This is a genomic window from Mesorhizobium jarvisii, assembly GCF_003601985.1.
Lineage (GTDB): Bacteria > Pseudomonadota > Alphaproteobacteria > Rhizobiales > Rhizobiaceae > Mesorhizobium > Mesorhizobium jarvisii.
The window spans coordinates 1-21,427 of record NZ_QZXA01000020.1 but is presented as its reverse complement, the minus strand read 5'-3'; the positions used below and the strand labels follow the sequence as shown (position 1 = coordinate 21,427).

Here is a 21,427-nt window from a genome sequence, read left to right as displayed (position 1 = left end):
AGGCGGCAGGCCAGTTTGAACGGCCGGCCCCTCAATCGTAGGTCAGATCCGTCGCCTTGCCGCCGAACACCCGGTAGGCATAGAAGGAATAGAAGATGATGATCGGCAGCACCACCACCGTGCCGACAAGGATGATGGCCAGGCTTTCGGTCGCCGACGCCGCCTGCCATATCGTCAATCTATCGGGCACCACGAACGGGTAGAACGACCAGGCGAGGCCGGCAAAGCCGAGCGCGAAGATGGCGGCCAGCGTCAGGAACGGCGTCAGCGCATGACGGTCGTCGGGCTTCGGCAGATGGAAGGTCTGCCGCCACAGCCACAGGAACAACAGCGCCGACAGGATCGGCAGCGGCGACAGATAGAGAATCTGCGGCCAGACGAACCATTTATCGAAGATGCGCGGGCTGGCGAAGGGTGTCGCCAGCGACACCGCCGCCATGCCGAGCGCCGTCAGCACCAGCGCGGTGCGCAGCCAGCGCACCGCCTTCTTCTGCAGCTCGCCTTCCGTCTTGTAGATCACCCAGGCGGCACCCATCGCCGCGTAGGCGGCGGCCAGGCAGAACGCCACCAGCACGCCGAAGGCCATGCCGCCCAGGCCGACATCGAGGCCGAGCACATAGACGCCCAGCATATAGCCCTGCGCCAGCGAGGCGATGACGGAGCCGAGGAAGAAAATGCGGTTCCAGCGATGCTTCTTGCCGCTCGGCACCTTGGCGCGAAAATCGAAGGCGACGCCGCGCAGGATCAGCCCGACCAAGAGCACGAAGACGGGAATGTAGAGCGCGCTGAGGATGACGCCATGCGCCATCGGGAACGCCACCAGCAGCAGGCCGACGGCCAGCACCAGCCAGGTCTCGTTGGCGTCCCAGAACGGACCGATCGCCGCGATCATCGTGTCCTGTTCGCCGTCCTCGGCCACGGCGAACAGAATGCCGATGCCGAGGTCGAAACCGTCGAGAATGACATAGATCAGGATGGCGAGGCCCATCAGGCCGGCGAAGATGAGGGGGAGAGCGGTGGGCCAGTCGAAGGTCATTTTTCTTACTCCCCAGCCGCCGGCTGCGACATGGCTGCTTTCATGACGCCCGGCAGTGGTGATGAATCGCCATCCTTCGCCGCCTTCAGCGCCAGATGCACCAGCACGCCGAGATAGGCGAGCAGCAGCAGCACGTAGAGGATGAGATAGACGGCGAGCGTCAGCGCGACATGGCTGCCCGCCACCGGGCCGACGGCATCGGCGGTCTTGAGCACGCCGGTGACCAGCCAGGGCTGGCGGCCGATCTCGGTCGTGTACCAGCCGGCCAGCGTCGCCAGCCAGCCCGACAGCGCCATCGGCACCATCAGCATGGCGAGCGGCTTGGGCAGGCTATGCCGGCGCTTGAGGAAGAAGGCGGCCGACCAGGAGACGGCGAGCATCAGAAGGCCGGTGCCGACCATGATGCGAAACCCCCAGAACACCGGGAAGACCGGCGGATGATTGCCGGGATAATCGTTCAGCCCCGGCACCACGCCGTCGGTCGAGTGCCGCAGCACCAGGCTGGCGCCGTCGGGAATGGCGATCTCGAACCGGTTTTCCTTCGCCGCCTCGTCGGGCAGCGCGAACAGCACCAGCGGCACGTTGGGGCCGGTGTTCCAGTTGGCCTCCATGGCGGCGATCTTCTGCGGCTGGTGCTCCAGCGTGTTCAGCCCATGCTGGTCGCCGGCAAAGATCTGGATCGGGATCAGGATCGCGGCGGTGAAGACGCCGGTGCGCAACGCCTTCCACATCGATTCCGAGCGGTCGCCATTGAGATAACGCAGCGCCGACAGGCCCGATACCAGGAACGAAACCGTCAGACCCGATGCCAGCAGCATGTGAACGAGGCGGTAGGGCATGGACGGGTTGAAGACGATGGCCCACCAGTCGACGGCATGCGCCTTGCCGTCAATCATCTCGAAGCCGGCCGGCGTCTGCATCCAGGAATTCAGCGCGATGATCCAGAAGGCCGACAGGGTGGTGCCGCCGGCGACCAGCACCGTGGCCAGCGTGTGGACGCGGTTGGAGACGCGGCGGAAACCGAACAGCATGATGCCGAGGAAGGCCGCCTCTAGGAAGAAGGCGGTGAGGATCTCAAAGGCCAGCAGCGGTCCGGCGATGTTGCCGACATGCTCCATATAGCCCGGCCAGTTGGTGCCGAACTGGAAGCTCATGGTGACGCCGGACACCACGCCCATGGCGAAGGACAGCGCGAACACCTTCACCCAGGTGAAATAGGCGCGCATCCAGGCGGAATCGTTGGTCGCGTTGTAGCGCAGCTTGAAGAACAGCAGCACCCAGCCAAGTGCAATGGTGATTGTCGGAAACAGAATATGAAACGAAATATTCGCGCCGAACTGGATGCGCGACAGTATGAGCGGGTCCATGGCGGGCTCCGGCTGCTATTTGCTGGCGGCAGCGTATGCCCGTAATGCGAGTTGGTCAAAGCGGCGTCCTGCCGCGAGGCCGAACGCCACAGGACAATTTTACCGGTTCATGCGGTACATCTCCAGCCGCTCCCGGCACTGGCTGTCCAGAACTGTCAGCAGCGCCATTGACTTGCGGTTGCACGCGACGACATTCGGCCTATATCAGGGGACCTCTTTCAGGCAGCCGTTTTCAGCCCATGCCCTCCATTCTGTCCATTTCCGGGGTCTCCAAGACCTATGCCACCGGTTTCACCGCGCTCAAGGAAGTCAATCTCGACATCCAGCGCGGCGAGATCTTCGCTTTGCTCGGGCCAAACGGCGCCGGCAAGACGACCCTGATCTCGATCGTCTGCGGCATCGTCAACCGCTCAACCGGCACTGTTACGGTGGACGGTCACGACATCAGCAAGGATTACCGCGCCGCGCGCAGCCTGATCGGCCTGGTGCCGCAGGAACTGACCATCGACGCTTTCGAGAGCGTCTGGGCGACGGTCAACTACAGCCGCGGCCTGTTCGGCAAGCCGGCCAATCCAGGCTTCGTCGAGAAGGTGCTGCGCGACCTGTCGCTCTGGGACAAGAAGGACGCCAAGGCGATCACGCTGTCGGGCGGCATGAAGCGCAGGCTGATGATCGCCAAGGCGCTGTCGCATGAGCCGCGCATCCTGTTCCTCGACGAGCCGACCGCCGGCGTCGATGTCGAGCTGCGCCAGGACATGTGGGAGATGGTGCGCCGGCTGCGCGAGGATGGCGTCACCATCATCCTCACCACCCACTATATCGAGGAAGCCGAAGCGATGGCCGACCGCGTCGGCGTCATCAACCGCGGCGAAATCATCCTGGTCGAGAACAAGGCCGAACTGATGCACAAGCTCGGCCGCAAGCGGCTGGTGCTGGAGCTGCGCAATCCGCTGACGGCGATCCCGGAAACCTTCTCGCGCTATGCGCTGGAGCTGTCGCCGGATGGCGGGCAATTGACCTACACCTATGACAACCAAGCCGAGCGGCCGGGCGTCGCCTCGCTGATCCGCGACCTCGAGGCATCAGGCATCCAGTTCCGCGACATCGACACGCAAAACAGCTCGCTCGAGGAGATCTTCGTCAATCTGGTGAGGAGAGAGCCATGAACCTGCGCGCAGTCTGGGCGATCTACCGGGTCGAGATGGCGCGTGCCTTCCGCACCGTGCTGCAGAGCATCATCTCGCCGGTCATCTCGACATCGCTCTACTTCGTCGTCTTCGGCTCGGCCATCGGCTCGCGCATCACCGAGATCGACGGCATCAGCTACGGCGCCTTCATCGTGCCCGGGCTGATCATGCTGTCGCTCTTGACGCAGTCGATCTCCAACGCCTCCTTCGCCATCTATTTCCCGAAATTCGTCGGCTCGATCTACGAGCTTCTGTCGGCGCCGGTCTCCTATCTGGAGATCGTCATCGCCTATGTCGGCGGCGCGGCGACCAAGTCGATCATCCTCGGCCTGATCATCCTGGCCACCGCCTCGCTGTTCGTGCCGCTGCAGATCGAACATCCCTTCTGGATGATCGCCTTCCTGGTGCTGACGGCGGTGACCTTCAGCCTGTTCGGCTTCATCATCGGCATCTGGGCGAAAAGTTTCGAGCAGCTGCAGCTTGTGCCGCTGCTGATCGTCACGCCGCTCACCTTCCTCGGCGGCAGCTTCTATTCGATCCACATGCTGCCCGGCATATGGAAGACGATCACGCTGTTCAACCCGGTCGTGTACCTGATCAGCGGTTTCCGCTGGAGCTTTTACGGCAAGGCCGACGTCTCGGTCGGCGTCAGCCTCGGCATGACGCTGGTCTTCCTGGCCGTCTGCATCGCCATCGTCGCCTGGATCTTCAAGACCGGCTACAGGCTGCGGAACTGACGCAGTGCTAAAGTCGTCGTCCTGGGGCAATTCCAGGAAAAGTGTGAGCGGTTTTCCGTCCGGAATTGCTTCAAAACAAAGAGTTGGAGCGATACAGGGAGCGAAGCTCCCTGGAGCTCTCACTGCGACCAATACTGCCAGGCCCAGTAAAAACTTTCGTCGCGCGGCGGCAGGCGGTCGCGGCCGGTCGGGAATTGGACCGACGCCGGCGAGCGCTCCTGGCTCGCCGCCTTGTCGTCGGAGGCAAGGCCGAGCAGCCAGGCGCCGAAATGGGCGAACAGCACGGCGGTGGAATGGGTCATCGTCACTCTCCTGCGCTTGCGGTTGATCATTCCCGTCCCGCCCACGGGACGAGCGCGCGCTCGATCCGGCGGATGGTGAATTCGAGCACGAAGGCGATGGCCGCGATCACCAGAATGCCCATGATCACCACGTCGGTGACCAGGAACTGCGCCGCCGACTGGATCATGAAGCCAAGCCCGCGCGTCGCCGCCACCAGCTCGGCCGCCACCAGTGTCGACCAGCCGGCGCCGAGCGCGATGCGCAGCCCGGTCAGGATCGAGGGCAGGGCGCTCGGCAGGATGACGTGGCGGACCACCTGGCGCCTGGTCGCGCCGAGCGAGCGCGCCGCGTCGATGCGCTCCTGCGAGACGCCGCGAACACCCGATGCGGTCGACAGCGCCACCGGCGCCAGCATGGCGATGGCGATCACCAGGATCTTCGATGGCTCGCCGATGCCGAACCAGATGATGACCAGCGGCAGATAGGCCAGCGGCGGGATCGGCCGCAGGAATTCCAGCAGCGGATCGAAAATGCCGCGCCCGACCGTGCTGATGCCGATGGCAAGACCGACCGGCACGCCGACGAGGATGGCGGCGACCAATGCGGCGAACACCCGGCCGAGGCTGGCGACAGTGTGCTGCAGCAGCGTCGCGTCGACGAAGCTGTCGCGCGCCACGACGATGAATTTGTTCCACACCGCGACCGGCGAGGGCAGGAACACCGGCGACACCAGCTGCAGGCGGGCCGACAGCCCCCACGCCCCCAGCACCAGCAGTATGGTGACCGCGCTGATCATGCGGGCCGAAACCCCTTTGCGTTTCGGGCTGGGCCGCGACCACGGCACCGATAGGCCGTCGGCCTCTTCGGTCCTGTGGCCGGCGCGCTCGGTGTAGGAGGAGATGGTCATGCCGCTTCTCCCTCGAAGATGGCATCGGTCAGTTCGCCGCGCGCCGCGGCGAAGGCCGGGTCGGCCTTGATCGCGCGGATGCCCTCGCCCGCGGCGTAGCGCCTGGAGAAGCCTGGCTCGAAGCTGCGCACGACGCGGCCAGGGCCTGGCGCCAGCACGACGATGCGGGTGGCGAGCACCAGCGCCTCCTCGATGCCGTGCGTGACCATCAGCACGCCGGCATGGCTGGCCGTCCAGAGATCGAGCAGCGTCGTCTGCATGCGCTCGCGCGTCAGCGCATCGAGCGCGCCGAGCGGCTCGTCGAGCAGCAGGAATTGCGGTTCGGCGGCGAGCGCGCGGGCAAGGCCGACACGCTGGCGCATGCCGCCGGACAGCTCCCAGATGCGCTTGTCGCCGGCGTCACCGAGCTTGACCAGCGCCAGAAGCTCGTCGGCGCGCCGCGCACGCTCGGCCGGCCGGACACCGCGCAGACGCAGCGCGAAGGCAACATTTTCGCGCGCGGTCAGCCAGGGAAACAAGGCATCGTTCTGGAACACCACGGTGCGATCCGACCCTGGCGCCGTGATCGGCCGGCCGTCGGTCGTGGCATTGCCGCGCGCCGGCGTGACCAGGCCGGCGGCGACATTGAGCAGCGAGGTCTTGCCGCAGCCGGAACGGCCGACAAGGACGACGAAATCATCCCCGGCCACATCGATCGACACACGCTCGACGGCAGGTGCCGGCTGGCCGTCATAGTGGATCGAGATCTTGTCGAGCACGAGATGCGGCATGGAGCCTCTCAGGACGTTCATTGAAACTCGCCTGCCCCGAAAACGCGCCTCGTCAGCGATTCCGGGGCAGGCACGCGGCGTCAGGGAAGGAGATCCGCGCGCGTTCAGGTGGCGCCAGGCGCTCAGTTCGAGGCCAGCGCCTCGGTGACGTATTTCGATGTCACATATTTCGAATAGTCCGGCAGCACGGCATCGACCTTACCCTGCTCCTTGAGGAAGGCGGAGGCCGCCGCGACCGCCTTGACCGTGCCGCCGCCGAGGAATTTGTCGGAGGCCTGCTCTTCCAAGGTCGGGAAGACATAGCCCTTCAACAGTTCCGGCACCTCTTCCAGCTTGGCGCCGGTGAGCTTGGCGATCTTGCCGGCCTGCGGCGAGGACACCGACCAGGCGTCGGGCTTGGCGAGGTACTCGGCATAGGCCGCACCCGTCACCTTGACGAAGTCGCGCACGGCTTCCGGGTTCTTCTGCGCAAAATCGGTGCGCACGATCCAGGCGTCGAAGGTCGGCGCTCCCCAGGCGGCGACCTGCGAGGAATCCACCACCACCTTGCCCGTCGTCTTGATCTGGCCGAGCGCCGGATCCCAGACATAGGCCGCATCGATGTCGCCGCGGGCGAAGGCGGCGGCGATTTCCGGCGGCCGCAGATTGAGGATCTGGACCGACTTCGGATCGACATTCTCGTGCTTGAGCGCGGCAAGCAGGCTGTAATGCGTGGTCGAGACGAAGGGCACGGCGACCTTCTTGCCGGCGAGGTCGGCGACCTTCTCGATGCCGGCGCCGTTGCGCGCGACCAGCGCCTCGGACGGTCCGATCAGGCCGACGACGAAGATGGTCTGGATCGGCAATTCGCGGCTGGCCGCGGCCGCCAGCGGGCTCGAACCGACATAGCCGATATCGACCGAGCCGGAAGCGACCGCGGCGATGACATCGGCGCCGGAATCGAATTTGCGCCAGTCGATCGCGGCCTTGGTAGCCTTTTCATAGGCGCCATCGGCCTGCGGCACCTTGGAGGGTTCGACCACCGTCTGGTAACCGATGGTGATCTTCAGGTCATCGGCCAAAGCCGGGCTGAGAAAGGCGGCGCCGGCGAGGGCAGCCGACGACAGAAGGAGAATGCGTCGCGAAATGGTGGACATCAAAGGGCTCCATGAAAACAGAGAAAACCGGATTGCCCTATGATAGTCCGCTAATTCTATCGGCCTTGTAGAGTTAAATCCTTCCAACGAAGGCGGGTTTGTTGGAAAAAATCTGCCGACGAGATGGCGCCAAGGCGGAAAGGGCGGCTGCAGCGGCGGTCACCGCCACGATGGTAAACCTCCATATGAAGGGGAATGACGCCCCACGAACGCCAGACTTCGTCATCCCGGGCGAAGCAAGGAGCGAAGCGACGCGGCGCAGACCCTAGATCCATGCCGGGACTCCGGAGCGCTGCTGCGGTTCAGGTTCTGGTCCGCTGCACCCTTAGACCAAGGTCGCGGCATGGATCCATTGGGCTGCGGAGCAGCTCCGGGGGTCTCCGCGACGGAGCTTCGCTCCTGCTCCGCCCGTGGATGACGAAGTCGGGAAGGCTCGGGGCAGGTCGACAACCGTCGGCACCCATCACCCACGAAATGACAATTTTCGCTTTTGCGATTGCCACGAAAAATCCATGCCTTAAACAGCCACGGAATTGACATGCCATTCCGCGTGTTCGAGGGTAAGTATAGTATCCTTATCGACATGAGGGATTGGAGGCGACGATGAGCGGGCACCCCACCACCATGATCGTTCACGGCATGCGTCGGCTGAAGGCACCACATCAGTCGGCGCGCGACACGGCGGACCTGCGGGAAACCATTTGCCGCCTCTTCGCCATCGAGATGCATTTCTGTGCTCTTATTGGCACAAAGGCCTGACAAAATGGCTATTGCGGCTTGAAAACGAAGAAAATTCAACGTTTCTCGGCTTGTACATCATGTCACTAGAATTTATGTGTCATGGATGCTTGGGCGCGGCGGGGAGGCTCGCCAGGCGTTTCGCAACGGATGGCTTCGTGCCATCGCAGGACAGAGAAACGTTCGGTCAATGCTCACCAAAAAAGGCAAGTACGGCCTCAAGGCGCTGGTCCACCTCGCGCACATGCCGGCCGGGCAGCTGGCTTTCGTCAACGACATCGCGACCGGCAACAACATTCCGAAGAAATTTCTCGACGCCATACTGGGCGAGCTGCGCAATGCCGGTTTCGTCCAGAGCCGCAAGGGCAAGGATGGCGGCTACCGCCTGGCGCGGCCGGCCGACGAGATCAAGGTCGGCCATGTGGTGCGCGTCCTCGACGGGCCGCTGGCGCCAATTCCCTGCGCCAGCCGCACACAATATCAGCGCTGTGAAGACTGCAACGAGGCGACATGCCAAGTCCGACATCTGATGCTCGAGGTCCGGCAGGCGATTGCCGAGGTGCTCGACCAGCGCAGCCTCGCCGAAATGCGCGACATCGTCCTCGACGACCTTACGGTCGCGAGGGCTATCGACGAGCTACCAGTGAAGGTCCAGGCCTGACGCCTCCCGTCCTGCGGAGGCGCGCATGAGTGGCCGCGCGAACTCGATCATCATCGTCGGCGGCGGCGCCTCGGGCGTCGTGATGGCCGCGCATCTCCTGAAATCACCCAATCCGGATCTGCGCGTCACACTGATCGAAAAGCGCCCGCATTTCGGCCAAGGCATCGCCTATTCGACGCTGCTGTCGGCCCATGTCTTGAATGTCAGCGCCGCCGGCATGAGCGCCTATGCCGACGATCCCGGCAATTTCTGGCGCTGGCTGCAGGGGCGGGGCCTGGTCGACCCGGAGCAGACGCCGCAGACACCCTTCTACGCGCCGCGCAGTATTTATGCCCGCTATCTCGGCGAGCTGCTCGACGAGCTCGAAGCGCGCGAGCAGCCGACCGGACGGCTGCGCCTGATCCACGAAGAGAGCCTGTCGATCACGCCGACCGCGTCGGGCGTCGAGGTGGCGCTTGCCAACGGCACCAGCGTCGTCGCCCATCTGGCCATACTCGCCACCGGCCATGACGAACAGCCGGCGCAAGGCCATGCGATCCGCATGGGCTCGGAGGCCGACACCGCGCTCGACCCGGAAAGCCGCGTCATGGTGCTGGGCACCGGCCTCAGCATGGTCGATGCGTTCCTGGCGCTGGAACAGCGCGGCCACACGGGCGAGATCGTCGCGGTGTCGCGGCGCGGCCTGCTGCCGTCGCCGCACCGCAAGGGCAATCCGATCAAGCTCGACGTCGCCGACATTCCGCTCGGCACCCAGCTTTCCTATTTCGTCGGCTGGTTCCGCGACCTGATCCGCGAGAACCAGAAGGCCGGCATCGACTGGCGCGACGTGGTCGATGGTCTCAGGCCGTTCAACCAGAAGATCTGGCAGAACTGGCCGGCTTCCGCCAAGCGCCGCTTCGTCGAGCACACCAAGGCCTGGTGGGACATCCACCGCCATCGCATGGCGCCGGAAGTCTACGCCAAGGTGACACAAGCCGTGCAGGCCGGCCGCATCCGGCTTGTCGCCGGGCGCGTCGTCGGCATCGTGCCAAGCGAGGCTTTCAGCGTCGACATCCAGTCGCGCCACAGCCAGCTTGTCGAGACTTTAGACGTCGCCCGTATCTATGATTGCTCGGGCATCGTGCGGGACATTTCGACCTCGTCGAACAGCGTGGTGCGCTCCCTGGTCGACCGCGGGCTCGCGCGGCCGGATCCGATGCGCATCGGCCTCGACGTCTCGGCCAATTGCGAGATCATCGCCAGCGACGGCACGGTCTCGCGCAAGATCCTCGCCGTCGGCCCGCTGACGCGCGGCACCTTCTTCGAGATCGACGCCATTCCCGACATCCGCGTCCAGTGCGCGCGGCTGAGCAAGCAGTTGCTGGGATAAATGCCGGCTGGCGCTCAGCCGCCTAGCGCCTCGCACACCAGGCGCGCGGTCTCGGCGCCGGAGAAATTCTGCTGGCCGGTGATCAGATTACCGTCGCGCACGGCGAAGCCGCGCCACAGCCCGGCCTGGACATAGTTGGCGCCGATCGCCCTCAACTCGTCCTCGATGCGCCAGGGCATCAGATGCTTGCCGCGCTCGAGCGCGCCCATCTCCCACGTCGCCTTGTCGGCGAAATCCTCCTCGGCATTGGCGAAACCGGTCACGGTCTTGCCGGCGGCGAGCAGCGCCCCATCGGCGCGCCTGGCGTAACGCAGGATGGCGGTGCCGTGGCAGAGTGCGGCGGCCACCTTGCCGGCCTCATGGAAGGCGACGAAGGTCCGTTGCAGGTCGGTCGCGCTCTCGTAAGAGAACATCGGCGCCTGGCCGCCGGCAACCACAATCGCGTCAAAGCTGCCGACATCGATCTCCGCCGCTGGCCGCGTGGTATCGACCAGGGCCGCGAGTTTCGGGCTCGACAGGAAGCCGAGCGAGATGAGATCGGTTTCGGAATACCCCGAGGGATCACGCGGATCGCTCAGCGCGTCGGCCTCGCATCTGCCGCCCTCGGGCGAGAAGATTTCCACCGCATAGCCGCGCTCGGTGAAGGCGAACCAGGGATGCGTCAGCTCGCTCCACCAGAAGCCGACCGGCCATCCCGTCGTGGTCGATACCGCCGGATTGGCGATGACGATGGCCACACGTTTCGGCTTGCGTGCATTGACCGGATTGGCATCCTTGACGCTCATCTTCGCTCTCCCTCATGAAACTGTCGCCGACAAAGCCGGGCCCGGCAATCTGGCCACATGGCCGGGCAAAATCCGCTTCCGTCGCGGCGGCGCCTTGCCTACGATGGTGCCATGACACAACGCGGTAGACTCTATGGCTGCCCGGTCGAGTTCGCGCTCGACGCGCTCGGCGGCAAATGGAAAACGGTGATCATCGCGCGCATCAAGCAAGGGCCGCTGCGCTATTCCGAACTGCGCCGGCTGATCCCGTCGCTGTCCGACAAGATGCTGACGCAGCGCCTGGCCGATCTCGTCGAGATCGGCTTCGTGGTGCTCGAGACGTCGCCCGACGGCAAGGCGCGCTACGCCTTGACCGAGCGCGGCCAAGATCTGGCCGCAGCGCTCCAGGCGCTCTACGACTGGGGCAGCGTGCATGGCCGCGCCGAGGGTGTGCGCTTCCGCAGTGATATCGAGGCGGCGGCCTAGCAACTTTTGTCCCTCACGCCGCATCGGCAAGCGCGCCGCAAAAGCCGGCGACATCGGTGATGACGGCCTCGCCGAGGAAACGCAGCGTCGCCATCGAGCGGTCGCGCGCTTCCTGGTTGCCGAAGCCGCAGGCGTCTTCGATCACCACAGCCGTAAAACCATTGTCGGTCGCCTGGCGCACGCTCGGCTCTATGCCGATCTCCATGGCGATGCCGGCAAGGGCGACGGCGCGCACGCCGCAATCGCGCAAGGCGAAGCCCAGGGCGGTGGAATCGAAGGCCGACATGGTCAGCTTGTCCAACACGGCTTCGTCGGCGCGAGGCGCCAGTTCGGGGACAATTCTCGTCGCTTCGGCGTCGCGCAGGAACCACGGCTCTACCGCGTCGGGACTGTCGCGCCGCTGCCAGGCCATGGCGGTGCGCAATTGGGTGGCGCCCATCCATTTGCGCGGCAAGGAGAGATGGCGCGTGAACGCCACCCGCATGCCGGCCGAGCGGGCGGCTTCAAGCACGATGCCGGTGCGCTCGACGATATCGGCCGCGCCGGCGACCTGGCGGCAGATGCCGACCTGCATGTCGTAGACCACCAGCGCCACGCGGCTGGGATCACACCATTCGGCCAGGTTGGTTGGAACCTCTATGCCTTCGCTCGACCGGATCATGCCGCGGTCCGGTCCCAGGGTTGGGCGATGTCGACGCCGGGGTCGAACAGATATTCGAGCGGCAGCGGTGCCGGATCGAAGGCGAGAAAATGCCACTCGAGCAGCCCGGCCTTCGACAGCGGGAAGTCGTCCGTATAGCGCCTGGCTTCATCGACGCTGTCGAGCTCGAAGACGATGATGACGCCGCCGATATCGGCGCGGGCATAGTTTTCGCGCACGATGCCGGCCTTCCACAGCCGCCAGACATTCGACACCTCGTCGCGCAGATAGGGTTTCAAATCATCGAGTGTGACGCCGGGCTTGAAGTTGTCATAGGCGATGATCTTCATCGGCTGTCTCCTCTTGGCATGTCAGGATCGCGCGGCCTGCTTGTTTCGGCCGGCATCCCGTTCGGCTAGCATGTCGAAAATGGCGGCTTCAACGAACGAGATGGTTCGTTGAACGAGCCGGCCGGTTGCCCTTTCGTGGCGCGTGGCATCCAGCGGAGAGGAGACAACAATGGCCATCGAGCGGCTGAACCCGAAGGGCATGCACAGCAACCCGGCCTATTCGCAGGGCGTGGCGCTGCCGGCCTCGGCCCGCATCGTACTGATCGGCGGCCAGAACGGCATCGACGCCAATGGCCAGATCGTCGGCAAGGGCGACATCGCGGCGCAGACCGCGCAGGCGCTGGCCAATCTGGCGATGGTGCTCGATGCCGGCGGCGCCAGGCCGGAAGACCTCGTCCGCCTGTCGATCTACATTGTCGGCGACGCCGACATCAGGCCGGCCTTCGGCGCCTGGATGGCATTTTGGGGCGATGGCGGGCCGCCGCCGGTGGTGACAGGCATACGCGTGCTCGGCCTCGCCAATCCGGATTTCCTGATCGAGATCGAGGGGCAGGCGGCGATCGTGTAGAAGCCCTGCTTTGGTGCCATGGGGATGAGCAGCTGCCGCTTGGAATTTCATTCCTCGTCTGGCCGGCTGATTGGCACGTTCTATCTTCTTTCCCGCGACAAACGGCTGGAAAAGAGGCTACGCTGCCGCTCTGCCCCCGAGCCGGTTGCTTGATCAGGGAGCTTCGATATGAGCGAGCACGGAAAAGCTGCGCCAGGCAGCCCGGATGGCCAATCCTCGCGCCTGCGGCCGCCTTACAAGTCGGTTCTCGATCTGATCGGCCAGACGCCGGTGGTCGAGCTGACCAAGTTCGACACCGGCAAATGCCGGCTGTTCATCAAACTCGAAAGCCAGAATCCCGGCGGCTCGATCAAGGACCGCATCGCGCTGTCGATGATCGCGGCGGCCGAGAGAGAGGGCAGGCTCAAGCGGGGCGGTACCATCGTCGAGGCGACCGCCGGCAATACCGGCCTCGGCCTTGCCCAGGTCGGCATCCCCAAGGGCTACCGCATCGTGCTGGTCGTGCCCGACAAGATGTCGCGTGAAAAGATCCAGCATCTGCGCGCGCTGGGCGCCGAGGTGCGCATGACGCGCTCGGATGTCGGCAAGGGTCACCCGGAATATTATCAGGACATGGCCGAGAAGATCGCGGCGGAGGTGCCCGGCGCCTTCTATGCCAACCAGTTCGCCAATCCGGCCAACCCGCTGGCGCATGAGACGACCACCGGCCCGGAGATCTTCTCGCAGCTTAACAGTGATGTCGACGCGGTGGTCGTCGGCGTCGGCTCGGGCGGTACGCTGACCGGGCTAGGCCGCTACTTTGCCAAGGTGTCGCCGAAGACCGAAATGGTGCTGGCCGATCCGGTCGGCTCGGTGCTGGCGCCCTTGATCAAGACCGGCAAGATGGAAGAGGCCGGCAGCTGGACGGTGGAGGGCATAGGCGAGGATTTCGTGCCGCCCAATGCCGACCTGTCGCTGGTGAAGAAGGCCTATTCGATATCAGACAAGCAAAGCATGCTGGCGGTGCGCGATCTCTTGTCGCGCGAAGGCATTTTGGCCGGATCGTCCTCGGGCACGCTGTTGTCGGCCGCCTTGCGCTATTGCCGCGAGCAGACGGTGCCGAAACGCGTCGTCACCTTCGTCTGCGACAGCGGCAACAAATACCTATCGAAGGTCTTCGACGATTTCTGGCTGGCCGAACAGGGCCTGGCTGAGCATGAGCAGCATGGCGATCTGCGCGACCTCGTGATGCGCTCGCACCGCACCGGCGACACGGTCTATGTCGGCCCGGACGAAAGCCTGCTCAACGCCTATGGCCGCATGCGCCGCTCCGATGTCTCGCAGCTGCCGGTTCTGGAAGATGGCAAGCTGATCGGCATCGTCGACGAGAGCGATATTCTGGCGAAAGTCGACGGCCCCTATGACGGCCGCTGGGAGCGCTTCAACGGGCCGGTGCGCACGGCGATGACCTCCAATTTGCACACGCTGCAGGCCAGCCAGACGCTGGATGCGCTGCTGCCGGTGTTCGACCGCAACGAGGTCGCCATCATCTTCGACGGCGACGAGTTCGTCGGCCTGATCACCCGCATCGACCTGATCAACCATTTGAGGCGCGCACGATGACCAGCCACACACCACCTCCATCGGGCAAGAACCGCCTGGCCTTCTCGACGCGCACCATCCATGGCGGCCAGAGCCATGATCCGCTGACCGGCGCGGTGATGGTGCCGATCTATGCCACCTCGACCTACGGCCAGCAGTCGCCTGGCGTGCACAAGGGGTTCGAGTACGCCCGCAGCCAGAACCCGACGCGCTTTGCCTTCGAGCGCGCGGTGGCCGATCTCGAAAGCGGAACGGCCGCCTTCGCTTTCGCCTCCGGCCTGGCAGCGATCTCGACGGTGCTGGAGCTGCTCGACAGCGGCGCCCATATCGTCGCCACCGACGACATCTATGGCGGGTCCTTCCGACTTATGGAGCGGGTGCGCAAGCGCTCGGCGGGTCTGCAGGTCTCTTTCGTCGACTTCACCGACCTTGGCGCGGTCGAGGCGGCGATCCGCCCCGAAACGAAGCTGCTGTGGGTCGAGACGCCGACCAACCCGCTGCTGCGCATCGTCGATCTCGAAGGTGTCGCCGCGCTGGCCAAGCGCAAAGGGGTCCTCACCGTCGCCGACAACACGTTCTGCAGCCCCTATATCCAGCGGCCGCTGGAACTGGGCATCGATATCGTCGTGCACTCAACGACAAAGTATCTCAACGGCCATTCCGACATGGTCGGCGGCGTCGCTGTCGTCGGCGACAACAAGGAATTGGCGGCCCAGCTGAAATTCCTGCAGAACGCCATCGGCGCCATATCGGGCCCGTTCGACAGTTTCCTCGCGCTGCGCGGCCTGAAGACGCTGGCGCTCCGGATGGAGCGCCATTCCGACAACGGGCTAAAGATCGCGCAGTGGCTGGAAGCGCGAAAAGATGTGCGCCGCGTGATCTATCCAGGCCTCGCCAGCCACCCGCAGCATTCCATCGCCGTCCAGCAGATGCATGCTTTCGGCGGCATGATATCAGCTGTGCTCGACCGCGATCTCGCCGGAACCAAACGCTTCCTCGAACGCACGCAGTTGTTCACGCTGGCCGAAAGCCTCGGCGGCGTGGAGAGCCTGATCGAGCATCCGGCGCTGATGACGCATGGGTCCATTCCCGCCGAGAAGCGCGACGAGATCGGCATTTCGGATTCGCTGGTGAGGCTGTCGGCGGGGATCGAGGATGGCGATGACCTGATCGCCGATCTGGAGCAGGCGCTGGGGGGATAGCGCCAGCGGTTGACGCCAAGCGCCATTCGCCCGAGATGTAGCGGCCATGGCCACGCGCGAACCCGAAAAACCCACCGAACCCCTGACCTTCGCGGTGCTGGTGTTTCCCGGCTTTCCGATGATGGCGTTCAGTTCCGTCATCGAGCCGCTGCGCGCCGCCAATGTTCTGGCGAAGCGGCAATGCTATCGCTGGATCATCGTCGGCGGCACCAAGGGGTCAGTCGAGGCCTCGAATGGCGTCGTCATCCAGCCAGGATTCTATGCCGAGGATGCGCCGAAGGTCGACCGCATCGTCGTCTGCTCGGGAGGCGATGCCGATCATCTCGTCGCCGAGGACGCGGCAAGCTGGATCCGCCGCAGCCTGCGCAATGCCGCGCATATCGGCGCGGTGGCGGATGCGGCGTTCTTCCTGGCGCGCACCGGCCTGCTCGACGGCCATGCCTGCACCTTGCACTGGACCAGCCAGGCCGCCTTCACCGAGGCGTTCCCCAACATCGAGCTGCGCCGCGATCTCTATGTCATCGACCGCAAGCGCTTCACCTCGGCCGGCGGCGTCGGTAGTCTCGACATGATGCTGGAGATCATCACCCGCGACTATGGCGCCGAGCTTGCCGCCGGCGTCGCCGAATGGTTTGTGCACAGCCAGCTGCGCTCCAGCGTCGACCGCAAGCTGATGCCGCTGAGGCTGCGCACCGGCGTGCAGAACGAGCTGGTGCTGTCGGCCATCGCCATCATGGAGGACGCGGTCGAGGAGCGGCTCGGCATGGCGGAGCTGACCGCGCGGCTCGGCGTCTCCTCCGACAAGCTCGAACGCAGCTTTCGCTCCGAGCTCGCCATCTCGCCCAACGGCTACTACCGGCGGCTCAGGCTCAAGCGCGCCGCCGACCTCTTGGCGCATTCGACGCTGGCCGTGCGCGACGTGGCGCTCGCCTGCGGCTTTGCCTCGATGTCGAGCTTTGCCCGGGCTTTTCGCGAGGAGCATGGCCATCCGCCGAAGCTGGCGCGACGGCACTAGAGTCAGAACTCAACCCTCTGCTTGTAGCCAACGGGGCGGAGAGGGATGCGCTTAGTTCTCGACGATAAAGGTACCGTCTGTGTCTTGGTAGACGAACAACTCGACGGCGTCGTGTTTTTGGCGGTCGATCGAAATCGCGACGAAGTCATCCCCACCCAAGTGGAGCGTAATCCTTTCATCGGTGGATGTAACGCGTTCGATATACGAACCGCCTGCATTGTCACGCATGTGCAGCGACACTTCTGTATAGACGGTAAGCCCAGTGCCGTCGGAGAAAAGAACGCTGATCCCGAACCCCGGCTCGCTCCTCTCAACGGAGCGGATCGATTTGCCGATCATTCTTTCGCTGAAGGTTTGCACAGCACTCTTCCCATCGGTGCCAATCGCGGCTTCATAGCTCCGTCCGGCCAATTCACATGCAAACAATATCCGCGAATGACGCATGGCCCGCAATGGGCGATTGGCAGTAGTTCAGTCGCTAGCCCTTGGGGGAGCCACTGCGGCCTCTAGAGCATTTCTATCACTCGGTGATGGCCGTCAGCAAAAGATCGAAGTCGATCGCTCGGTTGATGGGCACTGGGTCTAGGGTGTAGCGGCATCCCGCACAACATATACGGTTTTCCGCACAATGCCTCCGCCACTCCTGCGCCATGGTCTGGGCTCGCAACCGACCCAAGGCCGAACCCCATGAGCATCGTCGTATTCGACCCCGACAGCACCGAGGACGTCGACTTCAAGGACCGCATGCGCCACCCGGCGGCGGCTGATCCGGCCGGCGGCATGTGGCTGTCTGACACCGAGCCATCCTTCATCGACGCCGATGCCTTGCGCAAGGGCCGGCTGGCCAAATTGAGGGGCTGGATGCGCGACGCCGGCTATGGCGGGGTGGTGCTGTTCGACCCGTACAACCAGCGCTACGCCACCGGCTCGCGCAACATGTTCGGCTACTTCCTGCGCAATTCGACCCGTTACTTCTTTATCCCGACCGAAGGGCCGATCGTGCTGTTCGAGTCCCCGCAGAGCTACCATGTCTCGATGGTGCTCGACACGATCGACGAGGCGCGTCCGTCCAAGCTGGTGTGGTCGTCGGTTTCGGGCCGCGACGACGAAACCGCCGGCCCCTTCGCCGGCGAGATCGCCGAACTCCTGAAGAAGCATGGCGGGGGCTCGATGAAGCTCGGGCTCGACCGCTGCAGTCATCTGCAGGCGCTCGCCCTGGAAAAGCGCGGCTGCGAGGTCAAGGATTGCCAGGGCGAGATCCTGGCAGTGCGCGCGGTGAAGACCCCGGAGGAGGTCAAATGCCTGCAAGTGTCGATGGCCGGCGCCGAGGCCGCCGTCTATGCAGTGCGTGAGGCGATCAAGCCCGGCGTTTCCGAAAACGATTTGTTCGCCATCATGTATGGCGAGGTCATCCGCCAGGGCGGCGAGTTCATCGAGACGCGGCTGTTGACCTCAGGCCAGCGCACCAATCCCTGGTTCAACGAGGCGAGCGGCCGCAAGATCCGGCCGGGCGAGCTGCTCGCGCTCGATACCGACACGATCGGCTGCTACGGCTATTATTCGGATTTCTCACGCACCTTCCGCTGCGGACCGGGCAAGCCGACCGATTACCAGAAGTCGCTCTACCGCATGGCGCACGACCAGGTTCAGCACAACATCTCGATCGTCAAGCCCGGCATGGCGTTTCGCGAAATCGCCGAGAAGGCCTGGAAGATCCCCGACCGCTTCGTCGACCAGCGCTATACTTCTGTCATGCATGGCGTCGGCATGCATGGCGAGACGCCATTCATCGCGCATGCCATGGATTACGAGACCTATGGCCGCGACGGCCATATCGTGCCAGGCATGGTGGTGAGCGTGGAAAGCTATATTGGCGAAAAGGGCGGCCGCGAGGGCGTCAAGCTGGAGGACGAGATCCTGATCACCGAGACGGGCACGGAGCTTCTGTCGCGCTTTCCCTATGAGGACGAGTTTTTGGCGTGAAGGCTCCCATCTCCATCAAGCGCGGCACGGTGGCCGCCGTGTTCATAGACCTGCAGGAAGAGCACCGGCAGGACAAGCGCTACCTCGTCGAGGGCTTTGCCGGCATCCTCGCCAATGTCCAGCGGCTGCAAGAAGCGGCGCGCGCCAATCACGTGCCGCTCCAGCACTGGGCCTATATCGTCGATCTCGACAAGCAGGACCGGCCCTTTCATCCGCTCGGTGCCGACGGCAAGTCGGCCTTCTCAGACAAGAGCGATCCGCTGACCGAGATCTGCCGTGAGGTAGCGCCGGCCAGGGACGAGGTGCTGCTGATCAAGGCCGAGGCCAGCGCGTTGCGCAGCGGTCCGGCGGCCGATCGGCTCAAGGCCTCCGGCATCGAATGGCTTGTGGTCGCCGGCGTCTGGACCGAAGCCTGTATCGACGCCACCGTAAAGGACGCCGTGGCGAAGGGATTTCGCGTGCTGCTGGTCAAGGATGCCTGCGGCAGCGGCAGCGCGGCCATGCACCAGACCGGCATCCTCAACCTCGCCAACCGGCTCTATGGCGGCGCGGTCACCGACACGGACGGCGCCTGCCGGCTGCTGGCCGGCGAGACCGTCACCGCCTGGCAGGTCGAGGGGTCGGTGCCGCTGCGCTTCACCTTCGACAATGCGGCGGCGCTCTACGCCGATCTATGACGGCAGACCGACACCGCGGCAAATATGAAACACGGCTCGACCCGGCGCTGTGGGCCTATATCGACAGCGTCAACGCCTGGTACCCGCCCGAGGTGATCGGCCTGCCGATCGACAAGCAGCGCGCGGTCTATGACAGGATGTGCCGGGCTTTCCATCAGGGCCGTCCGCCGGGGGTCAAGGCCAGCGATGGCCTGGTCGCCGCTTCGGGCCACGGCATCCCGATCCGCCACTACCAGCCCGCCGGCAAGGCAGCGCGGGCCATGGTGCTCTATTTCCATGGCGGCGGCTTCATCCTCGGCGGGCTCGACAGCCATGACGACATCTGTGCCGAGATCTGCGCCGGCACCGGCTTCGACGTGGTGTCGGTCGACTACCGGCTGGCGCCCGAGCATGTCCACCCCGCCGCCTTCGACGATGCGATGGCCGCCTTCGCATGGGCGGCGGAGACGTCAGGCCTGCCGCTGGTGCTGTGCGGCGAGAGCGCCGGCGGCAATCTCGCAGCGGCCGTGGCGCAAGCGACGCGCCGGCGTGCCGCGATCGGCCAGTTGCTGATCTATCCCGGCCTTGGCGGCGACGAAAGTTCAGGCTCCTATGTCGAGCATGCCGAGGCGCCACTGCTGTCCGTCGGCGACATCGCCTTCTATCGCAACGTCCGCTCGGCCAAGCGGCAATCGTCCGACGACCCGACCTTGTCACCGCTGCGCGACAACGATTTTTCGGGCCTGCCGCCAACGGTGATCATCACGGCCGAGTGCGACCCGCTATCGTCCGATGGCGAAACCTACCGCGACCGCATCGTTGCGGCCGGCGGCAAGGCATGGTGGCATGAGGAGAAGCGCCTGGTTCACAGTTTCCTGCGCGCCCGCACCACGGTGCCGGCCGCGGCGGAGGCGTTCGCGCGCATCATCGCGGCGATTGCATCACTGGGGCGGGGCGAGTGGCCGTATTGAGTGTTTGTCCTACAACGCCGCAACGCTCTTTTCGGAGGAATTGGCTTTCAGCCAGAGCGCCTTTTCGCCGAGTGTCGCGACCATGGCGGCATGCGCCGCGCGCTCGGCTTCCGTCAGGCGCGCCGGCAGCGGCCTCGGGCGCTCGGCGACGATGATCTCGATGTGGCGGACATTCTCGCCCTGCGCCGGCGCGGTGGCGCTGTCGAGGATGAGCGCCGCCTGCTTGCCGCCGATCAGTTCGATATAGACCTCGGCCAGCAATTCGGAATCGAGCAGCGCGCCGTGCTTGGTGCGCTTCGTGTTGTCAATGCCGTAGCGCCGGCAGAGCGCATCGAGCGAATTGGGGCCCATCGGGTGCTTGCGGCGCGCCAGCGCCAGCGTGTCGACGACACGGCCTGGGTCGACGACGGGATGGCCGAGCCGGCCGAATTCGACATTGAGGAAGCCGATGTCGAACGTGGCGTTGTGCGCGACCAGCTTGGCGCCGTCGGTGAAGGTCAGCCATTCCTCGGCGATGTCGGCAAAGGTCGGCTTGCCCGCGAGATCCGCCGCGCTGATGCCGTGCACGGCCTGCGCCTCCTCATGGATCGCCCGGCCCTGCGGGTTGATATAGTAGTGGAACGTCCTGCCGGTCGGGAAACGGTTGACCAGTTCGACGCCGCCCAGCTCGATCACGCGGTCGTCGCGCGAATCAAGGCCGGTGGTTTCCGTATCGAAGATGATCTCGCGCATCGAATCAGTCCGTTCTAAGCAAGCAGAATCATACAGCGGAACAAAATGGCAATGGCAATGCCTGTTTTCTCTTCTCCCCTTGTGGGAGAAGGTGGATCGGCGCGTAGCGCCGAGACGGATGAGGGGTGTTCCAGCGGAGTGAGACGTTGGCGTTCCCTGGAACACCCCTTGTATCTGCACGGAGGAGACTTTGTGCGATGGAAGCGACTGAGCCTCGAACCGGACGGCCATCCGATTCGAGGCTTGGCGAAGTCGCCCGACACCCCTGCGGCTACAACCGTGGATGAGC

The 21,427-nt window shown here is 64.6% G+C and carries 24 protein-coding genes; 13 read left to right on the top strand and 11 right to left on the bottom strand.

The features are described 5' to 3' along the window. Positions 1 to 31: 31 nt before the first annotated feature. Positions 32 to 1,036, bottom strand: a complete 1,005-nt coding sequence (locus D3242_RS31735) for a cytochrome d ubiquinol oxidase subunit II (RefSeq protein WP_038650851.1) — start codon at positions 1,034 to 1,036, stop codon at positions 32 to 34. Positions 1,037 to 1,041: 5 nt separating this feature from the next. Beyond that, positions 1,042 to 2,403 carry a cytochrome ubiquinol oxidase subunit I gene (locus D3242_RS31730; protein ID WP_064982257.1) on the bottom strand — a complete coding sequence of 454 codons (1,362 nt, stop codon included), beginning with the start codon at positions 2,401 to 2,403 and terminating at the stop codon, positions 1,042 to 1,044. Between the two features lie 239 nt (positions 2,404 to 2,642). Between D3242_RS31730 and D3242_RS31725 the strand changes: the two genes are divergently transcribed. After that, positions 2,643 to 3,569, top strand: coding sequence for an ABC transporter ATP-binding protein (locus D3242_RS31725; RefSeq protein ID WP_064982255.1), 927 nt, complete (start codon positions 2,643 to 2,645; stop codon positions 3,567 to 3,569). Continuing rightward, positions 3,566 to 4,327 (top strand): ABC transporter permease, encoded by a 762-nt coding sequence (locus D3242_RS31720; RefSeq protein WP_019862205.1) that lies wholly within the window; start codon positions 3,566 to 3,568, stop codon positions 4,325 to 4,327. The genes D3242_RS31725 and D3242_RS31720 overlap by 4 nt, the downstream gene beginning before the upstream one ends. 119 nt (positions 4,328 to 4,446) lie before the next feature. On the opposite strand, the gene D3242_RS31715 is transcribed toward D3242_RS31720, so the two are convergent. The 4 genes from D3242_RS31715 to tauA form a co-directional block, all read right to left on the bottom strand. Then, the gene (locus tag D3242_RS31715) at positions 4,447 to 4,629 is read right to left on the bottom strand and encodes a hypothetical protein (protein ID WP_064982315.1); all 183 of its coding nucleotides are present in this window, start codon (positions 4,627 to 4,629) and stop codon (positions 4,447 to 4,449) included. A gap of 26 nt (positions 4,630 to 4,655) precedes the next feature. Next, complete coding sequence (locus D3242_RS31710; protein WP_064982254.1) at positions 4,656 to 5,516, bottom strand: ABC transporter permease subunit; 861 nt, start codon at positions 5,514 to 5,516, stop codon at positions 4,656 to 4,658. Then, complete coding sequence (locus D3242_RS31705; protein WP_064982252.1) at positions 5,513 to 6,286, bottom strand: taurine ABC transporter ATP-binding protein; 774 nt, start codon at positions 6,284 to 6,286, stop codon at positions 5,513 to 5,515. The genes D3242_RS31710 and D3242_RS31705 overlap by 4 nt, the downstream gene beginning before the upstream one ends. 122 nt (positions 6,287 to 6,408) lie before the next feature. Next, positions 6,409 to 7,422 carry a taurine ABC transporter substrate-binding protein gene (tauA, locus tag D3242_RS31700; RefSeq protein ID WP_064982250.1) on the bottom strand — a complete coding sequence of 338 codons (1,014 nt, stop codon included), beginning with the start codon at positions 7,420 to 7,422 and terminating at the stop codon, positions 6,409 to 6,411. Positions 7,423 to 8,025: 603 nt separating this feature from the next. Between tauA and D3242_RS33760 the strand changes: the two genes are divergently transcribed. The 3 genes from D3242_RS33760 to D3242_RS31690 all read left to right on the top strand — a co-directional run bounded on the left by D3242_RS33760 (position 8,026) and on the right by D3242_RS31690 (position 10,190). After that, positions 8,026 to 8,181, top strand: coding sequence for a hypothetical protein (locus D3242_RS33760; RefSeq protein WP_155772688.1), 156 nt, complete (start codon positions 8,026 to 8,028; stop codon positions 8,179 to 8,181). A 169-nt stretch (positions 8,182 to 8,350) separates the two neighbouring features. After that, positions 8,351 to 8,821: an RrF2 family transcriptional regulator gene (locus tag D3242_RS31695; protein WP_064982249.1), complete on the top strand. Its 471-nt coding sequence runs from the start codon at positions 8,351 to 8,353 to the stop codon at positions 8,819 to 8,821. Positions 8,822 to 8,846: 25 nt separating this feature from the next. After that, entirely contained in the window at positions 8,847 to 10,190 is a 1,344-nt protein-coding gene (locus D3242_RS31690; RefSeq protein ID WP_064982247.1) for an FAD/NAD(P)-binding protein, read from the top strand. Positions 10,191 to 10,204: 14 nt separating this feature from the next. On the opposite strand, the gene D3242_RS31685 is transcribed toward D3242_RS31690, so the two are convergent. Further along, positions 10,205 to 10,975, bottom strand: a complete 771-nt coding sequence (locus D3242_RS31685) for a type 1 glutamine amidotransferase domain-containing protein (protein ID WP_064982246.1) — start codon at positions 10,973 to 10,975, stop codon at positions 10,205 to 10,207. 111 nt (positions 10,976 to 11,086) lie between these two features. Between D3242_RS31685 and D3242_RS31680 the strand changes: the two genes are divergently transcribed. Further along, positions 11,087 to 11,440: a winged helix-turn-helix transcriptional regulator gene (locus D3242_RS31680; protein ID WP_064982314.1), complete on the top strand. Its 354-nt coding sequence runs from the start codon at positions 11,087 to 11,089 to the stop codon at positions 11,438 to 11,440. A 13-nt stretch (positions 11,441 to 11,453) separates the two neighbouring features. On the opposite strand, the gene D3242_RS31675 is transcribed toward D3242_RS31680, so the two are convergent. Next, positions 11,454 to 12,101 (bottom strand): cysteine hydrolase family protein, encoded by a 648-nt coding sequence (locus tag D3242_RS31675; protein WP_081295969.1) that lies wholly within the window; start codon positions 12,099 to 12,101, stop codon positions 11,454 to 11,456. Then, complete coding sequence (locus tag D3242_RS31670) at positions 12,098 to 12,430, bottom strand: hypothetical protein (protein WP_064982244.1); 333 nt, start codon at positions 12,428 to 12,430, stop codon at positions 12,098 to 12,100. The genes D3242_RS31675 and D3242_RS31670 overlap by 4 nt, the downstream gene beginning before the upstream one ends. 169 nt (positions 12,431 to 12,599) lie before the next feature. Between D3242_RS31670 and D3242_RS31665 the strand changes: the two genes are divergently transcribed. The 4 genes from D3242_RS31665 (at position 12,600) to D3242_RS31650 (ending at position 16,796) form a co-directional block, all read left to right on the top strand. Then, positions 12,600 to 12,998, top strand: coding sequence for a RidA family protein (locus D3242_RS31665; protein WP_064982242.1), 399 nt, complete (start codon positions 12,600 to 12,602; stop codon positions 12,996 to 12,998). A 168-nt stretch (positions 12,999 to 13,166) separates the two neighbouring features. After that, complete coding sequence (locus D3242_RS31660; RefSeq protein ID WP_019862192.1) at positions 13,167 to 14,600, top strand: pyridoxal-phosphate dependent enzyme; 1,434 nt, start codon at positions 13,167 to 13,169, stop codon at positions 14,598 to 14,600. Continuing rightward, complete coding sequence (locus tag D3242_RS31655) at positions 14,597 to 15,781, top strand: trans-sulfuration enzyme family protein (protein WP_064982241.1); 1,185 nt, start codon at positions 14,597 to 14,599, stop codon at positions 15,779 to 15,781. The genes D3242_RS31660 and D3242_RS31655 overlap by 4 nt, the downstream gene beginning before the upstream one ends. Positions 15,782 to 15,827: 46 nt before the next feature. Further along, the gene (locus D3242_RS31650; RefSeq protein ID WP_064982239.1) at positions 15,828 to 16,796 is read left to right on the top strand and encodes a GlxA family transcriptional regulator; all 969 of its coding nucleotides are present in this window, start codon (positions 15,828 to 15,830) and stop codon (positions 16,794 to 16,796) included. A gap of 51 nt (positions 16,797 to 16,847) precedes the next feature. Here D3242_RS31650 and D3242_RS31645 read toward each other — a convergent pair whose 3' ends face one another. Next, the gene (locus D3242_RS31645) at positions 16,848 to 17,156 is read right to left on the bottom strand and encodes a hypothetical protein (protein WP_027047565.1); all 309 of its coding nucleotides are present in this window, start codon (positions 17,154 to 17,156) and stop codon (positions 16,848 to 16,850) included. 327 nt (positions 17,157 to 17,483) lie between these two features. Between D3242_RS31645 and D3242_RS31640 the strand changes: the two genes are divergently transcribed. The 3 genes from D3242_RS31640 to D3242_RS31630 are packed head-to-tail and all read left to right on the top strand — an operon-like array spanning position 17,484 to position 20,406. Then, entirely contained in the window at positions 17,484 to 18,779 is a 1,296-nt protein-coding gene (locus D3242_RS31640; protein ID WP_064982237.1) for a M24 family metallopeptidase, read from the top strand. Further along, on the top strand, positions 18,776 to 19,456 hold the full coding sequence (locus D3242_RS31635) for an isochorismatase family protein (protein ID WP_064982236.1): 681 nt from the start codon (positions 18,776 to 18,778) through the stop codon (positions 19,454 to 19,456). The genes D3242_RS31640 and D3242_RS31635 overlap by 4 nt, the downstream gene beginning before the upstream one ends. Then, positions 19,453 to 20,406 (top strand): alpha/beta hydrolase, encoded by a 954-nt coding sequence (locus D3242_RS31630; RefSeq protein WP_064982234.1) that lies wholly within the window; start codon positions 19,453 to 19,455, stop codon positions 20,404 to 20,406. Before D3242_RS31635 ends, D3242_RS31630 begins: the two co-directional genes overlap by 4 nt. A 9-nt stretch (positions 20,407 to 20,415) precedes the next feature. Here the strand turns inward: D3242_RS31630 and dnaQ are convergent, their stop codons facing one another. Beyond that, a complete protein-coding gene (gene dnaQ, locus D3242_RS31625; protein ID WP_064982232.1) occupies positions 20,416 to 21,138 on the bottom strand; it encodes a DNA polymerase III subunit epsilon in 723 nt (240 codons plus the stop codon). Between the last annotated feature and the right edge of the window lie 289 nt (positions 21,139 to 21,427).

What these genes read in the sequence shown, in the direction of transcription:
- D3242_RS31650 (WP_064982239.1), top strand. Translation starts at nt 15,828, where the DNA reads ATGGCCACGCGCGAACCCGAAAAACCCACCGAACCCCTGACCTTCGCG.
- D3242_RS31655 (WP_064982241.1), top strand. Translation starts at nt 14,597, where the DNA reads ATGACCAGCCACACACCACCTCCATCGGGCAAGAACCGCCTGGCCTTC.
- D3242_RS31695 (WP_064982249.1), top strand. Translation starts at nt 8,351, where the DNA reads ATGCTCACCAAAAAAGGCAAGTACGGCCTCAAGGCGCTGGTCCACCTC.
- D3242_RS31715 (WP_064982315.1), bottom strand. Translation starts at nt 4,629, where the DNA reads ATGACCCATTCCACCGCCGTGCTGTTCGCCCATTTCGGCGCCTGGCTG.
- D3242_RS31730 (WP_064982257.1), bottom strand. Translation starts at nt 2,403, where the DNA reads ATGGACCCGCTCATACTGTCGCGCATCCAGTTCGGCGCGAATATTTCG.
- D3242_RS31710 (WP_064982254.1), bottom strand. Translation starts at nt 5,516, where the DNA reads ATGACCATCTCCTCCTACACCGAGCGCGCCGGCCACAGGACCGAAGAG.
- D3242_RS31660 (WP_019862192.1), top strand. Translation starts at nt 13,167, where the DNA reads ATGAGCGAGCACGGAAAAGCTGCGCCAGGCAGCCCGGATGGCCAATCC.
- D3242_RS33760 (WP_155772688.1), top strand. Translation starts at nt 8,026, where the DNA reads ATGAGCGGGCACCCCACCACCATGATCGTTCACGGCATGCGTCGGCTG.
- D3242_RS31725 (WP_064982255.1), top strand. Translation starts at nt 2,643, where the DNA reads ATGCCCTCCATTCTGTCCATTTCCGGGGTCTCCAAGACCTATGCCACC.
- D3242_RS31690 (WP_064982247.1), top strand. Translation starts at nt 8,847, where the DNA reads ATGAGTGGCCGCGCGAACTCGATCATCATCGTCGGCGGCGGCGCCTCG.
- D3242_RS31735 (WP_038650851.1), bottom strand. Translation starts at nt 1,036, where the DNA reads ATGACCTTCGACTGGCCCACCGCTCTCCCCCTCATCTTCGCCGGCCTG.
- D3242_RS31665 (WP_064982242.1), top strand. Translation starts at nt 12,600, where the DNA reads ATGGCCATCGAGCGGCTGAACCCGAAGGGCATGCACAGCAACCCGGCC.
- D3242_RS31680 (WP_064982314.1), top strand. Translation starts at nt 11,087, where the DNA reads ATGACACAACGCGGTAGACTCTATGGCTGCCCGGTCGAGTTCGCGCTC.
- tauA (WP_064982250.1), bottom strand. Translation starts at nt 7,422, where the DNA reads ATGTCCACCATTTCGCGACGCATTCTCCTTCTGTCGTCGGCTGCCCTC.
- D3242_RS31685 (WP_064982246.1), bottom strand. Translation starts at nt 10,975, where the DNA reads ATGAGCGTCAAGGATGCCAATCCGGTCAATGCACGCAAGCCGAAACGT.
- dnaQ (WP_064982232.1), bottom strand. Translation starts at nt 21,138, where the DNA reads ATGCGCGAGATCATCTTCGATACGGAAACCACCGGCCTTGATTCGCGC.
- D3242_RS31720 (WP_019862205.1), top strand. Translation starts at nt 3,566, where the DNA reads ATGAACCTGCGCGCAGTCTGGGCGATCTACCGGGTCGAGATGGCGCGT.
- D3242_RS31640 (WP_064982237.1), top strand. Translation starts at nt 17,484, where the DNA reads ATGAGCATCGTCGTATTCGACCCCGACAGCACCGAGGACGTCGACTTC.
- D3242_RS31670 (WP_064982244.1), bottom strand. Translation starts at nt 12,430, where the DNA reads ATGAAGATCATCGCCTATGACAACTTCAAGCCCGGCGTCACACTCGAT.
- D3242_RS31675 (WP_081295969.1), bottom strand. Translation starts at nt 12,101, where the DNA reads ATGATCCGGTCGAGCGAAGGCATAGAGGTTCCAACCAACCTGGCCGAA.
- D3242_RS31630 (WP_064982234.1), top strand. Translation starts at nt 19,453, where the DNA reads ATGACGGCAGACCGACACCGCGGCAAATATGAAACACGGCTCGACCCG.
- D3242_RS31705 (WP_064982252.1), bottom strand. Translation starts at nt 6,286, where the DNA reads ATGCCGCATCTCGTGCTCGACAAGATCTCGATCCACTATGACGGCCAG.